This is a genomic window from Flaviramulus basaltis, assembly GCF_900114265.1.
GTDB classification, from domain to species: domain Bacteria; phylum Bacteroidota; class Bacteroidia; order Flavobacteriales; family Flavobacteriaceae; genus Flaviramulus; species Flaviramulus basaltis.
This window is the reverse complement of the sequence record NZ_FPKV01000002.1, coordinates 184,880-198,196: the sequence shown is the minus strand read 5'-3', so window position 1 is coordinate 198,196 and position 13,317 is coordinate 184,880. Positions and strand designations below refer to the sequence as shown.

Below are 13,317 nucleotides of genomic sequence, written 5' to 3'. Positions count from 1 at the left end.
AACAACAAAATGAGTAAATTAAGAATTGCAGTGCAAAAATCAGGTCGTTTAAATGAAGATTCGATGCAGATTTTAAAAGACATTGGTATTTATATCGATAATGGTAAAGATCAATTAAAAGCTTCAGCAAAAGGATTTCCAGTAGAAGTTTTCTATTTAAGAAATGGAGATATTCCTCAATATTTAAAAGATGGCGTTGTAGATGCTGCTATTATTGGAGAAAACGTTTTAATTGAAAAAGGAAATGGTATTACAATTGTTGAAAAACTAGGGTTTTCAACTTGTAGAGTTTGCATTGCTGTACCAAAAGCAGCAAAATATTCTAAAATACAAGATTTAGAAGGTAAACGAATTGCTACATCTTATCCTAATACTGTTAAAAGTTATCTCGAAGAAAATGGAGTAAAAGCTAATTTACACATTATTAACGGTTCTGTTGAAATCGCACCAAATATTGGTTTGGCAGATGCTATTTGTGATATTGTTTCAAGTGGAAGTACTTTATTTAAAAACAATTTAAAAGAAGTTGAAACTATTTTGAAATCTGAAGCTGTTTTGGCTGTTTCACCTATTTTAAGTGCAGAAAAACAAGCTATTCTAGATAAAATTCAATTTAGAATTCAATCTGTATTAAAAGGAAGACAATCAAAATACATTCTACTTAATGCTCCTAATGATAAGTTAGAAAAAATAATTAACGTTTTACCAGGAATGAAGAGTCCTACGGTATTGCCATTAGCAGAAAAAGGTTGGAGTTCTGTTCATTCTGTAATTAGCAAAAATGAATTTTGGGATGTTATTGATGAATTGAAAGCTAATGGTGCTCAAGGCATTTTAGTTTGCCCAATTGAAAAAATGGTGCTTTAATTAAACGATTATGCAAATAATAGATAATCCAGACAGAAGCAAATGGTCAGAAATTTTAAAACGACCAACCCAAACAGTTGATGATATTGAAAATACTGTAAATCAAATTTTTGAAGAGGTAAAACAAAAAGGTGATGATGCTATAAAAAAATACACTGTAAAGTTTGATGTTGTTGATTTAGAATCAAATTTAGTATCAACTAATGAGATAGAAGAAGCTATTAAAAAAGTACCAAAAAACCTTCAAAATGCTATAAAACAAGCAAAACAAAATATTGAAGCTTTTCATAGTGCACAAAAAACATCAAAAATTGAAATTGAAACAACAAATGGTGTTAAATGTTGGCAAGAAAAAAGACCTATTCAAAAAGTAGGTTTGTATATTCCGGGTGGGACTGCGCCTTTATTTTCAACAGTTTTAATGCTAGCTGTTCCTGCTCAAATAGCAGGTTGTAAAGATATAGTTTTGTGTTCTCCTCCAAATAAAAATGGAGAATTAGCACCTGAAATTCTATATGCAGCTCAACTTTGTGGGGTTACTAAAATTATAAAAGTTGGAGGTATTCAAGCTATTGCAGGATTAACTTTTGGTACAAAAACAATCCCACAAGTTTATAAAATATTCGGACCAGGAAATCAATTTGTAACAGTAGCAAAACAATTAGCTACAAAATTTGGAGTTGCTATTGATATGCCTGCTGGACCAAGTGAGTTATTGGTTGTGGCTGATGATACAGCAAACGCCTCGTATATTGCTTCAGATTTATTAAGTCAAGCAGAACACGGTATCGATAGTCAGGTAATTTTAGTTTCAACTTCAAAAGCTTTAGTTGATGAAGTTTCCAAAGAAATTGAAAAACAATTAGATGTACTTCCGCGTAAAGCGATTGCAGAAAAGTCAATTGCAAATTCAAAGTTAATTTATGTAGAAAACGATGAAATTGCATTAGAATTAATTAATGAATATGGTCCAGAACATTTTATTATTTGTTCTAAAAATGAAGATTATTATATTGATGGTGTCACTAATGCAGGTTCTATTTTTATTGGAGATTACACACCAGAAAGTGCTGGTGATTATGCTTCAGGAACAAATCACACGTTGCCTACAAATGGATTTAGCAAAGCTTATTCTGGCGTTAATTTAGATAGCTTCTTAAAGAGTATGACTTTTCAAAAAATATCAAAAGAAGGTCTTTTAAATATTGGTGAAACGATAGAGTTGATGGCAGAGGCAGAAGGATTACAAGCTCATAAAAATGCTGTATCAATTCGATTAAAGGATTTAAAATAATGAATATTCAAGATTTAATAAGGCCCACAATAAAAGCACTAAAACCTTATTCATCAGCGAGAGATGAATTTCAAGGGAATAGTAGTGATATGGTGTTTTTGGATGCCAATGAAAATCCGTTTGAGAATGGTGTAAATCGTTATCCAGATCCGCAACAGCGAAATCTTAAAGCCATTTTATCAGAAATAAAAGGAATTTCAACAAAAAACATCCTTTTAGGAAATGGTAGCGACGAAGTTTTAGACTTAATTTTTAGAGCCTTTTGTGAGCCAAATGAAGATAATATCATCATATTACCGCCAACTTATGGCATGTACAGTGTATTGGCTAATATTAATGCTATTGGTATTAAAAAGGTTAATTTAACAGAAGATTTCCAAATTGATGTTGATGGTGTATTAAATATGGCTGATGCAAATAGTAAGGTTCTATTTTTGTGCTCACCAAATAATCCAACTGGAAATAGTTTAATAAGTAAAGACATAGAAAAACTTTTAATAAAATTTAAAGGCATTGTAGCTATTGACGAGGCTTATATAGATTTTTCAAATGATAAAAGTTGGTTAAATAGACTAAAAGAATTTCCTAATTTAATTGTTACTCAAACGCTATCAAAAGCTTTTGGCATGGCAGGAATTCGTTTAGGAATTTGTTATGCTTCCGAAGAAATTATATCAGTATTAAATCGCATCAAACCACCCTATAATGTTAATGAATTGACGCAAAAAAAAGCCGTTGAGTTGTTAACAGATAAGAGTATTGCTGTAAATGAAATTAAAAGTATTTTAGTAGAACGAGATGTTTTAAAATCTGAATTAGAAACTATTAGTTTTATTTCAAAAATATATCCATCAGATTCTAATTTTATTCTAGCAAAAGTTGATGACGCCACAAAGCGTTATAATCAACTTATCGATAAAGGTATTGTTATTAGAAATAGAACCACACAACCAGGCTGTGAGAACTGTTTGAGATTTACGGTTGGCACTTCAAAAGAAAATAAAATATTAATAGATACCTTAAAATCTATATAATGAAAAAAGTATTATTTATAGACCGTGACGGAACGATAATTAGAGAACCTGCTGACGAGCAAATTGACTCTTTTGAAAAACTTGAGTTTTACCCTAAAGTGTTTCAATATTTAAGTAGAATAGCCAAAGAGTTAGATTATGAAATCGTTATGATTACCAATCAAGACGGTTTAGGAACTGATGCTTTTCCTGAAGATACATTTTGGCCAACTCACAATTTTATTATTAAATGTTTCGAAGACGAAGGTATTGTGTTTAAAAAACAATTTATTGATAGAACCTTTGCTAAAGATAATGCACCAACAAGAAAGCCAAATACAGGATTATTAACTAAGTATTTTTCAGATAAATATGATTTAGATAATTCCTTTGTAATAGGAGATAGATTAACAGATATTGAATTAGCTAAGAATCTAGGAGCAAAAGGTATATTTATAAATGATGAAACACATTTAGGAACTAATGAAATTACTGTAAAACGTGATGAATTAGATAAGTACATTGCGCTAGAAACTAATGATTGGGCAAAAATTTACGCATTTTTAAAAGCAGACGAACGCTCTGGCGGAATTATTAGAAATACTAATGAAACCAAAATTGCTATTCAATTAAATCTTGATGGTACAGGAAAAAGTAAAATAGAAACTGGTATTGCTTTTTTTGACCATATGTTAGATCAAATTGCACGTCACGGACAATTAGATTTAAAAATTAAGGTTGATGGCGATTTAGAAGTTGATGAACATCATACTATTGAAGATACTGCAATTGCTTTAGGCGAGTTATTTAATAAAGTTTTAGGAAATAAACTAGGCATAGAACGTTATGGTTTTTGTTTACCAATGGATGATTGTTATGCACAAGCAGCTATAGATTTTGGTGGAAGAAACTGGTTAGTTTGGGAAGCCGAATTTAAAAGAGAAATGATTGGTAAAATGCCAACTGAGATGTTTTATCATTTCTTTAAATCCTTTACCGATGGCGCTAAATGTAATTTAAATATAAAAGCTGAAGGTACTAACGAGCATCATAAAATTGAAGCTATTTTTAAAGCCTTTGCAAAAGCTATTAAAATGGCTGTTAAGCGAGACATTGAAAAAATGATTTTACCAAGTACAAAAGGAATGCTTTAATGAAATTAGTTATTATAAATTACGGAGCTGGAAATATAAAAAGCATCCAATTTGCTTTTAAAAGATTGGGTGTTGATGCTATTCTATCAAATGATCCTGATGAAATTTTAGCAGCAGATAAAATTATTTTTCCAGGTGTAGGTGAGGCAGGTAGTGCAATGAAAATGTTAAAAGAAAGTGGTTTAGATAAATTAATACCTAGTTTAAAACAACCCGTTTTAGGAATTTGTTTAGGTATGCAATTGCTTTGTGAGTTTACCGAAGAAAGTAATACTAAAGGCATTGGGATTTTTAATACTCAGGTAAAACGCTTTTCTAGTAATGTTAAAGTGCCACAAATGGGCTGGAATGTGATAAAAGATTTAAAGTCCGATTTATTTAAAGGTATAAAAGAAAACGAATATATGTATTTGGTTCACAGCTATTACGCTGAACATTGTGAACAAAGCATTGCAAAAACAGATTATGGAATTAATTATGCTTCTGCGCTTCAACATGATAATTTTTATGGTGTTCAATTTCATCCAGAAAAGAGTAGTTTAGCAGGAGAAAAAATATTGAAAAATTTTATAGAATTATAACATGAGAATCATACCAGCCATAGATATCATAGACGGAAAATGCGTTCGCTTAACAAAAGGAGATTACGGAACAAAAAAAATATACAGTGAAAGTCCTTTAGAAATAGCTAAAGCATTTGAAGCTTCCGGTATTGAATACTTACATTTGGTAGATTTAGATGGCGCTAAAGCACAGCATATAGTAAATTATAAGGTTTTAGAACAAATTGCTTCCAAAACAAGTTTAAAAATCGACTTTGGAGGTGGATTAAAAGCAAATGAAGACTTACATATTGCTTTTAATTCTGGTGCTAAACAAATAACAGGCGGAAGTATTGCCGTTAAAGATCCTAAAACTTTTGAAAGTTGGATTTCTAAATATGGCTCAGCAAAAATTATATTAGGTGCAGATAGTGACAACGGAAAAGTATCTATTAGTGGTTGGACAGAAAAAAGTAAAGAAGATGTCATTCCATTTATAAAATCCTATCAAAAGAAAAGCATTCAATATGTAATTTGTACCGATATCTCGAAAGACGGCATGCTTGAAGGCCCATCAATAGATTTATACAAGCAAATTATTTCGGAATGTAGCAATAGTAGCAGTGATCAATCTATTAAATTAATTGCTTCTGGTGGCATTTCAAATATTTCAGAAATTCCTATTTTAAAAGAAATGGGATGCGAAGGAGTTATTATAGGAAAAGCCATTTACGAAAATAAGATTACGTTAAAAGAATTAGAAAAGTTTGTATAAATGTTAACAAAACGAATCATACCGTGTTTAGATATCAAAAATGGACGTACCGTAAAAGGTGTGAACTTTGTTGATTTACGTGATGCTGGAGATCCTGTAGAACTAGCAAAACAATATGCAAATGTTGGTGCAGACGAGCTAGTGTTTTTAGACATTTCGGCAACTTTAGAAGGTCGCGCTACGACTTTAGATATGGTTTTACGTGTTGCAGAGCAAGTTAATATTCCGTTTACAGTTGGTGGCGGCATTTCTTCAATTGAAGATGTTGATGCTCTTTTAAAATGTGGTGCAGATAAAGTATCTATTAATTCTTCTGCTGTTAAAAGACCTGAATTAGTAAATGAGTTATCAAATAAATTTGGAAGCCAATGTGTGGTTGTTGCTATTGATGCAAAACAAATTGGTGATGATTGGAAAGTTCATTTGGCAGGAGGAAGCATTCCAACAGATATCGATTTATTTGAATGGGCAAAAGAAGTTGAAGAACGTGGAGCAGGTGAAATTCTATTCACTTCAATGAATCATGATGGTACTAAAAATGGTTTTGCTAACGAAGCTTTAGCAAGATTATCTAATGAATTAAATATTCCAATAATTGCATCTGGTGGTGCTGGAAATGTGCAACATTTTATTGATACATTTAATATAGGTAAATCTGATGCAGCTTTGGCAGCAAGTGTTTTTCATTTTGGTGAAATTTCTATACCAGAATTAAAAAAAGAATTAAAAGAAAATAATATAGTAGTGCGTCTGTAAATGGCGTCATGCTGAACTTGTTTCAGTAACTCAAAAGAAGAATTAAAATGGAAATAAAATACGACTCAAACGGACTTGTTCCAGCTATCATTCAAGACGCAATAACAAAAAACGTTTTAATGTTGGGTTATATGAATGAAGAAGCTTATCTAAAAACCATAGAAACCAAAAAGGTTACTTTTTTTAGTAGAAGTAAAAAACGTTTATGGACAAAAGGTGAAGAAAGTGGGAATTTTTTAAATCTAATTGATATTAAAAATGATTGTGATAATGACACACTTCTTATTCAAGTAAATCCCGTTGGACCAACTTGCCATAAAGGAACTGATAACTGTTGGGGTGAAGAAAACAAATCTAATTATGGTTTCTTCACTACCTTAGAAAATGTTATTACAGAACGTATTGAAAATAAAGACACCAATAAATCTTACGTGGCTAGTTTATTTGCTAAAGGCATAAATAAAGTGGCGCAAAAAGTTGGAGAGGAGGCTGTAGAAACGGTTATTGAGGCTATGGATAATAATGACGAATTATTTCTTTACGAATCGGCAGATTTATTATTTCATTATCTAATGCTTCTACAGGCAAAAGGGTTCACTTTAAAAGATATAGAAGAAGAATTAAAAGGAAGACATAAATAAGAAAAAAATTAATTTTTCTTAGAAACAAAAACTAACGTTTTCCCGTAATTACCTTTTTCACCACTAGAAAAAACCATTTTAGTATCGCTCAATTCTTCTAATTCAAGAAGAAAAAATAATGTTTTAAAATTAGTTCCGTTAGTTTCAGATCTAGTAACATTTATAAAAACTTCACCTGTATTTTCATAAAAATTATAGGTAATAGTAGCAATCTCTTGATTACCTATTATTGAAACACAAGGCATGTCTCCTAATTGTGTTTCAATAATATTAGTGTCTTTAAAAAAGTTAAAAGTATCATCTTTATAGCAGTCATTAAAATCACTTAATATATTTTGCTCATAATCATCATAAAAATTATCTATTCTCCATGATTTAGAAGAGTTACTATGCATTTTTTGTAAATCTTCAGCAGAATAACTAATTTCTACGACTGTATCATCAGAATTACTACAGCTAATAGCTATTAACAAAATAGTTGTTAATAATAAAAGGAATTTTATTTTTATCATGACTTTTAATAATTAAATTATTTTTAACTTAAAGTTCTTTTTTCAATAAAATGTATGCCGAAATTTTAGATATTTTATTATTATAAATTATTTTTTTAGCATAAGTCCATATTATATGAAAACATATATTTATACAATCAATATTCAGTGTTTTAATGAATTAATTTTAGATGATGTTTTAACAATTATAACACAAGTAGGTGAATATTTTGCTGTTAAATCTATCCGACATGTTGAAATTTATAAAGCTGAAAAATTACTAGTGAATCTACTTTGTGTTTAATTGATGCTAAAATACATAAGCCTAAACGTATAGAAGACGATATTTTAAACATTGGTTTAAAGTATAAATTTCTTTTATAAAATGTTAAATACTTATGCAATCGGTTGCGTTTTTTAAAAAAAGTTTAATTTAGTTTAAATAACAAAACTAATGCAACTTAAAAAAATTACTTTATTACTGTTTTTAGTAATTTTTATTTTTCTTGTAAATCTATCAAAGAAAAAGAATCGCTATTATCAATTTCAAAAGAAAATGGTATTCTGTCTGTAATTCATAATGATAATGCACTATTAGGCTATCAATATGATATTATGTATCCTCCAAAAGGTGTTGATTTAGCTTATCAAAGAAGTGGTTTTTTTCATCCTATTAATACATTAAAAGGACATCAATTAACGCGCATTCATCCCAAAGACCATTATCATCATTTTGGAATGTGGAACCCTTGGACAAAAACCTTGTTTGAAGGTGATACTCTTGATTTTTGGAATATTAAAGAAAAACAAGCAACTGTTAGACATGCTGGTTTTAAGAAAATTAAAACAACAAAAGAATATGTTGAATATAAAGCTTTACATGAACATCTTGTTTTGAAAAATAACAAAAACAAAATCGCTTTAAACGAGATACAAACGGTAAGAGTTTACAATCCTAATGAAAATTATTATGTAATCGATTTGCAATTTGATTATAGTTGTGCTACAAAAAGCGAGTTTAAAATTTTAGCATATCGGTATCAAGGTTTAGGTTGGAGAGGTACTGAAGCATGGAATGATGAAAATAGTAATGTAATAACTTCTGAAGGTAAAACTAGAAAAGATGCCGATAATACTACAGCACGTTGGATGATGTATCAAGGTGAACTTAAAAATGAATATGGTGGTATAATTATGTTATCTCATACTCAAAACTACAATCATCCTGAACCTATAAGAGTTTGGCCTATAGGAAACCATGGAGGCAGTACTTTTGTTAATTTCAACCCAACAAAATATAAGGATTGGCTTTTTAAACCTGGAAAAACGTATACCTTAAAATATAGATTAATTGTTTTCGATGAGAAGAAATCATCAGCTCAAGCCGAATCATTTTGGGGAAAATATGTGAAAAATTCAAAATCAAATTAAAATGATAAAAAATATAATCACACTTTGTGCATGTTTATTAATAACATCAATGTTTTCACAAGAAGATGCTTCAAGGCAAGAGGATAATATTCTTAAAAAGGAAAAAATAGCTTCGGGTGTCTACAAATTTGAAACAAATAAATTGTTAATGAATGGGGAAACTACTCACTTTTCTAATATGGAATTAATTGTAATTCAGTTAAATACAAACGATTCTATTCATAACTTCAATGATAACATTAAAGAACAAATTTTCATTGTAAAAGACGGTGAAATTGAAGTAACAATTGGTGAAAATACTAAAACTATAGGGCCAAATAGTGTTGCTTTTGTATTGCCTAATGATAAAATTCAAATAATAAACACATCAAATAATCCCGCTATTTTTTATCATATGAATTATAGTCCAAAAGCATTATTAAACTTAGATAGAGGAAAAAATAATGCAGGTTCTTTTATTATGGATTTTGATAAATTAGCATATAATGAACACGACAAAGGTGGTATCAGGAATTATTTTCATACTAAAACTGCAGCAGTCGAATATTATGAAATGCATCTTACAAACTTAAATGCAGGTATTAAAAGTCATGAGCCACATACGCATCACGCTGCCGAAATTGTATTAATGATTGATGGTAATACACAAATGGAAATTGGAGATGGTATTTACCAAGCTAATAAAGGAGATGTTTACTTCTTGGCATCTGATATTCCACATGCTATTGAAAATATAGGAAATAAGCAATGCATGTATTTTGCTTTCCAATGGGATTAAAATAAATAAGCACTAGAAAATCTAATGCTTTTTTATTTGTTTTACATCAAGAAAGCCAACCTTTCAAAATTGTTTTTTTAGAAAACCAAGCTAAAAATATTGCAAAAACTACAATTAAAATAGTCATTCCTATATTGTCTGACTGTCCTTGAATTAAAATGTATCCCATTTGGATTATTACTGCTAATAAAGATAATACTAGCAAATAATAAGACCATTTTTTTCTTAACAAAAGCCCTAAACTACCTAATAAACCTGTAAATACAGCAACTGCAAAAGCACCTGTTAACCAGCTGGGTAAGTTGGAAATAATTTCAAATTGTTCGTCTGTTAATGATGAACGCCAGCTTTCAGTTTTATAAGCTTGTCCTAAATATTGGGCTACACCCATTCCGTTCCAAATAAGTGCAATTACACTTATAACCCAAAACCAAATTGGCGGTTTTTTTGTTGATTGATTTGTCATAATAAATTAGCTTAGTTAGTAAAAAGTGATACAATTTATAAAATTTTTGCCAGAAATTAATAAATAGCCTACTTTCCGACCTCTTTAAAAAAAAATGAAAAAATATTTTTACGTTATAAGTATCCAATATTTAGGGTATAGATTTCATGGTTGGCAAAAACAACCAAATGTTAAAACCTTGCATTTAATGGTTGATAGAACCTTGAATTTTATCCTTGAAGGTAAAACATTCAAAAGTTTAAGCTCTGGAAGAACAGATGCTATGGTTTCTGCGGAGAGTGCTGCTTTCGAATTATTTTTACAAGAACCTATTGATGATTCAAAAGCTTTTTTAGAGCTATTCAATTACAATTTGCCACAAGACATACGAGCATTAAGCATTAGAGAAGTAGATTCTAAATTCAATATTATTAACAATTCTAAAATAAAGGAATATATCTATCTTTTTACATATGGTGAAAAGTGCCATCCATTTTGTGCACCTATAATGACAACTATTCTTGATGATTTAGATATAAACTTAATGAAAGAAGGTGCTAAGCTTTTTGAAGGCGAACGTTATATTAAATCATATTGCTACAAACCAACAGATAATGGTATTTATAATCGCAAAATAATGCTTTGTGAACTTATTGAAAACACATTATATACTGCGAATTACTTTCCTGAAAAATCATACATACTTCGTGTAAAAGGAAAGGGGTTTATGCGTAATCAAATTAGGTTAATGATGGGGGCGTTAATTGATTTAGGAAAGGGTAAACTCACCTTAGAGGATATTAAAACGAGTTTACTTCCAGATAGTAACATAAAAATGGATTATATAGCACCAGCTTCTGGTTTAATTCTAAAAAATATAGATTTCTTATAGCTTATAATCATTCTTTTTTCTACATACTTTTATTATTCTGTGTAATTTAAGTTAAATAATGTTATTATTTTATTTGAGCTAACATCAATATGATATGAGTTAGACAACTCTAAACTATCATAGTAATTTAGCAGTATTAAAGTATTAACCATTAAAATTAAAATCATGAAAAAAGTAATATTAGCATTAGTCTTTTTATTGACATTATCAATGGCTTTTACAAGTTGTAGAGATGAAAAGAAAACACCTGAAGAAAAAATTGAAGCAGCTATTGATGAAGTTAAAAAAGATGCCAAAGAAAATTCTGAAGAATTATCGGACGACGTACAAGATGCAATAGAAGATGTTGAAGATGAAATAAACGAAGTTAAAGAGGAAGCTAAAAAAGATGACTCTTTATAGTTGTTTTTAAGTCTTTATTGAAAGAAAGAGTTTAACTTAAAATTAAAAAAATGAAATATTTAATATATACATGTGCATTTTTATTGTGTACAAGTGCTTTATTAGCACAGGAAAAGCCAAAAGAGGCAAAAGAAGAAACAGAAGTAAAAGTTGTGAAAATTAAAGATGGTGATAAAACAACTGAAAAAAAAGTGAAAGTTGTTACCAGAGAAACTGGTACTGTTAAATTGGATGCAAAAGACAAAGATAAAGTAAATCAAGGCCGTGTAAATTCAGTATCTAAAGTTGAAAAAATGATAATGGTAGATAACGATATTGATGGTGATTATGATTATTTAACTAAAGAAACATCTTATAAATTAGGTGAAAAAGAATATTTATTCAAGCCAAACAATAGAGGTTTTGATATTGCATTTAATAATAATGAATCAAAATTTGTGACTACAGAACAAGCCCTTACTACAAAAGCTAATGGTCATTATTTAGTTAATGGAGAAACGTATGCTGGAGTTGGTTATTTTGATAAAAATGGAGATTTTGTAATTCAATATTACAATAAAGAAAGTGATAGTATAGAAACAAAAACTTATGTTTTAGCAGATGTTAAAAGCTAAATTATATTTTAAATAAATATAAAAAGTCCTATGTTAAATAGGACTTTTTGTATTTTTAAACAAAAAATAATTGTAAATGAGTACAGTTTTGCCAAAGTCCGTTTTTCCATTTTTTAAAAAGTTAGAAGAGAATAATAATAGAGATTGGTTTAATGAAAACAAACCAGAATTTAAAGCTATTGAAGTTGAAGTAAAAAAATTCTATAATAGTGTTCTTGAAAATCTAAACAAGCATGACGATATAGATAAGCTTAAAATTTTTAGAATTTATAGAGATGTGCGTTTTTCAAAAAACAAATTACCTTATAAAACGCATTTTGGAGGTTCTTTTATCCGTACAAAGCCTAAGTTAAGAGGTGGTTATTATTTGCAAATTCAACCAAACAACGAAAGTTTTATAGCCACAGGATTTTGGGAACCTGCACCAGCAGATTTACTTCGTATGCGTAAAGAATTTGAAATGGATGATAGTGAAATTAGAGAGATTCTTAATAATAAAAAATTAAAAAGTATTTGGGGAGCTTTTGTGGGTGATGAAGTTAAAACCGCTCCAAAAGGATTTAGTAAAGACCACAAAGCCATAGATTTAATAAAGAAGAAGCAATACATTTTCACCAAAAAATATACGGACAAAGAGGTTTTAGATGCCAATTTTATAAATGATATAGACATAGCATTTAAAGCAATTCGCCCGTATTTTGATTATATGAGTGATGTACTAACTACAGATTTAAATGGCGTTTCTCTAATATAAAACTAAACGGCAGTTAATAATTCTGGTCTCTCAAAAAGTTGAATATTACTTAGTAATCGTTCTTTAACAATATTCATCATGCGTTTATTTAAAGCTGAAGAGTTTTTAATGTAAAGCAAATATTCTTCAGTTGTAAATTGCCCGATGACCATTCCTTTCAATGAGTTTCTAAATTTCATGTCTTTTTGAATGGCATTTTCTAAGTATTCCATACGCTTTTCAAGAGATAAACCATAAAAAACAGATTTATGCTTAACAATGTAATTTCTAAAAACCTCTACAAATAAATCGTTTTGCAATTTAATAATAGGACGCAAAACCAAGTTTTGAAAACGTTCATCAGAACTCATGTTGTCGTTAATTGTAGCTGTTTTAATTTCTGGTCTAATACTCTTTAAATCGAAATCTCTAGTATTCATGTTTAGGAGTTTTGTCTAAATTATATATTATTAAAACCTTAAATAGACA

Annotated in this window: 17 protein-coding genes; 14 read left to right on the top strand and 3 right to left on the bottom strand. The window is 29.4% G+C overall.

Features of this window, described 5'->3' with window-relative positions; all coding sequences use genetic code 11:
• The first annotated feature begins 9 nt into the window (after positions 1-9).
• From hisG to hisIE, 8 genes are read left to right on the top strand one after another with little or no spacing between them, the layout of a single operon-like run.
• Positions 10-867, top strand: coding sequence for an ATP phosphoribosyltransferase (hisG, locus tag BT151_RS07560; RefSeq protein WP_072401194.1), 858 nt, complete (start codon positions 10-12; stop codon positions 865-867).
• A 10-nt stretch (positions 868-877) separates the two neighbouring features.
• The gene (gene hisD / locus BT151_RS07555) at positions 878-2,161 is read left to right on the top strand and encodes a histidinol dehydrogenase (protein WP_072401193.1); all 1,284 of its coding nucleotides are present in this window, start codon (positions 878-880) and stop codon (positions 2,159-2,161) included.
• A complete protein-coding gene (gene hisC / locus BT151_RS07550) occupies positions 2,161-3,195 on the top strand; it encodes a histidinol-phosphate transaminase (RefSeq protein WP_072401192.1) in 1,035 nt (344 codons plus the stop codon). Before hisD ends, hisC begins: the two co-directional genes overlap by 1 nt.
• Positions 3,195-4,328, top strand: a complete 1,134-nt coding sequence (hisB, locus tag BT151_RS07545; protein ID WP_072401191.1) for a bifunctional histidinol-phosphatase/imidazoleglycerol-phosphate dehydratase HisB — start codon at positions 3,195-3,197, stop codon at positions 4,326-4,328. Before hisC ends, hisB begins: the two co-directional genes overlap by 1 nt.
• The gene (gene hisH, locus BT151_RS07540) at positions 4,328-4,909 is read left to right on the top strand and encodes an imidazole glycerol phosphate synthase subunit HisH (RefSeq protein ID WP_072401190.1); all 582 of its coding nucleotides are present in this window, start codon (positions 4,328-4,330) and stop codon (positions 4,907-4,909) included. Before hisB ends, hisH begins: the two co-directional genes overlap by 1 nt.
• A 1-nt stretch (position 4,910) precedes the next feature.
• Positions 4,911-5,645, top strand: coding sequence for a 1-(5-phosphoribosyl)-5-[(5-phosphoribosylamino)methylideneamino]imidazole-4-carboxamide isomerase (hisA, locus tag BT151_RS07535; protein WP_072401189.1), 735 nt, complete (start codon positions 4,911-4,913; stop codon positions 5,643-5,645).
• Entirely contained in the window at positions 5,646-6,401 is a 756-nt protein-coding gene (gene hisF / locus BT151_RS07530) for an imidazole glycerol phosphate synthase subunit HisF (RefSeq protein WP_072401188.1), read from the top strand.
• Between the two features lie 41 nt (positions 6,402-6,442).
• Entirely contained in the window at positions 6,443-7,042 is a 600-nt protein-coding gene (hisIE, locus tag BT151_RS07525) for a bifunctional phosphoribosyl-AMP cyclohydrolase/phosphoribosyl-ATP diphosphatase HisIE (protein WP_317041236.1), read from the top strand.
• A gap of 8 nt (positions 7,043-7,050) precedes the next feature.
• On the opposite strand, the gene BT151_RS07520 is transcribed toward hisIE, so the two are convergent.
• Entirely contained in the window at positions 7,051-7,554 is a 504-nt protein-coding gene (locus tag BT151_RS07520) for a hypothetical protein (RefSeq protein ID WP_072401186.1), read from the bottom strand.
• A 456-nt stretch (positions 7,555-8,010) separates the two neighbouring features.
• Between BT151_RS07520 and BT151_RS07515 the strand changes: the two genes are divergently transcribed.
• Positions 8,011-8,964 (top strand): DUF6807 domain-containing protein, encoded by a 954-nt coding sequence (locus tag BT151_RS07515; RefSeq protein ID WP_317041235.1) that lies wholly within the window; start codon positions 8,011-8,013, stop codon positions 8,962-8,964.
• A 1-nt stretch (position 8,965) separates the two neighbouring features.
• The gene (locus BT151_RS07510) at positions 8,966-9,742 is read left to right on the top strand and encodes a cupin domain-containing protein (protein ID WP_084647902.1); all 777 of its coding nucleotides are present in this window, start codon (positions 8,966-8,968) and stop codon (positions 9,740-9,742) included.
• Positions 9,743-9,788: 46 nt separating this feature from the next.
• Here BT151_RS07510 and BT151_RS07505 read toward each other — a convergent pair whose 3' ends face one another.
• Complete coding sequence (locus BT151_RS07505; RefSeq protein WP_072401183.1) at positions 9,789-10,208, bottom strand: hypothetical protein; 420 nt, start codon at positions 10,206-10,208, stop codon at positions 9,789-9,791.
• A gap of 94 nt (positions 10,209-10,302) precedes the next feature.
• Between BT151_RS07505 and BT151_RS07500 the strand changes: the two genes are divergently transcribed.
• The 4 genes from BT151_RS07500 (at position 10,303) to BT151_RS07485 (ending at position 12,849) form a co-directional block, all read left to right on the top strand.
• The gene (locus tag BT151_RS07500) at positions 10,303-11,079 is read left to right on the top strand and encodes a tRNA pseudouridine synthase A (RefSeq protein WP_072401182.1); all 777 of its coding nucleotides are present in this window, start codon (positions 10,303-10,305) and stop codon (positions 11,077-11,079) included.
• A 165-nt stretch (positions 11,080-11,244) separates the two neighbouring features.
• Entirely contained in the window at positions 11,245-11,481 is a 237-nt protein-coding gene (locus BT151_RS07495) for a YtxH domain-containing protein (RefSeq protein WP_072401181.1), read from the top strand.
• Positions 11,482-11,531: 50 nt separating this feature from the next.
• The gene (locus tag BT151_RS07490) at positions 11,532-12,095 is read left to right on the top strand and encodes a hypothetical protein (RefSeq protein WP_072401180.1); all 564 of its coding nucleotides are present in this window, start codon (positions 11,532-11,534) and stop codon (positions 12,093-12,095) included.
• Positions 12,096-12,171: 76 nt separating this feature from the next.
• Positions 12,172-12,849, top strand: a complete 678-nt coding sequence (locus BT151_RS07485) for a DUF2461 domain-containing protein (protein WP_072401179.1) — start codon at positions 12,172-12,174, stop codon at positions 12,847-12,849.
• Positions 12,850-12,851: 2 nt separating this feature from the next.
• On the opposite strand, the gene BT151_RS07480 is transcribed toward BT151_RS07485, so the two are convergent.
• Positions 12,852-13,268 carry a glyoxalase gene (locus BT151_RS07480; protein ID WP_072401178.1) on the bottom strand — a complete coding sequence of 139 codons (417 nt, stop codon included), beginning with the start codon at positions 13,266-13,268 and terminating at the stop codon, positions 12,852-12,854.
• Between the last annotated feature and the right edge of the window lie 49 nt (positions 13,269-13,317).

Bases quoted from the DNA above. Each gene is read 5' to 3' on its own strand.
- hisF (WP_072401188.1), top strand. From the start codon at position 5,646: ATGTTAACAAAACGAATCATACCGTGTTTAGATATCAAAAATGGACGT.
- hisD (WP_072401193.1), top strand. From the start codon at position 878: ATGCAAATAATAGATAATCCAGACAGAAGCAAATGGTCAGAAATTTTA.
- hisC (WP_072401192.1), top strand. From the start codon at position 2,161: ATGAATATTCAAGATTTAATAAGGCCCACAATAAAAGCACTAAAACCT.
- hisA (WP_072401189.1), top strand. From the start codon at position 4,911: ATGAGAATCATACCAGCCATAGATATCATAGACGGAAAATGCGTTCGC.
- BT151_RS07510 (WP_084647902.1), top strand. From the start codon at position 8,966: ATGATAAAAAATATAATCACACTTTGTGCATGTTTATTAATAACATCA.
- hisH (WP_072401190.1), top strand. From the start codon at position 4,328: ATGAAATTAGTTATTATAAATTACGGAGCTGGAAATATAAAAAGCATC.
- BT151_RS07520 (WP_072401186.1), bottom strand. From the start codon at position 7,554: ATGATAAAAATAAAATTCCTTTTATTATTAACAACTATTTTGTTAATA.
- BT151_RS07505 (WP_072401183.1), bottom strand. From the start codon at position 10,208: ATGACAAATCAATCAACAAAAAAACCGCCAATTTGGTTTTGGGTTATA.
- hisB (WP_072401191.1), top strand. From the start codon at position 3,195: ATGAAAAAAGTATTATTTATAGACCGTGACGGAACGATAATTAGAGAA.
- BT151_RS07480 (WP_072401178.1), bottom strand. From the start codon at position 13,268: ATGAATACTAGAGATTTCGATTTAAAGAGTATTAGACCAGAAATTAAA.
- BT151_RS07485 (WP_072401179.1), top strand. From the start codon at position 12,172: ATGAGTACAGTTTTGCCAAAGTCCGTTTTTCCATTTTTTAAAAAGTTA.
- BT151_RS07495 (WP_072401181.1), top strand. From the start codon at position 11,245: ATGAAAAAAGTAATATTAGCATTAGTCTTTTTATTGACATTATCAATG.
- BT151_RS07500 (WP_072401182.1), top strand. From the start codon at position 10,303: ATGAAAAAATATTTTTACGTTATAAGTATCCAATATTTAGGGTATAGA.
- hisG (WP_072401194.1), top strand. From the start codon at position 10: ATGAGTAAATTAAGAATTGCAGTGCAAAAATCAGGTCGTTTAAATGAA.
- BT151_RS07490 (WP_072401180.1), top strand. From the start codon at position 11,532: ATGAAATATTTAATATATACATGTGCATTTTTATTGTGTACAAGTGCT.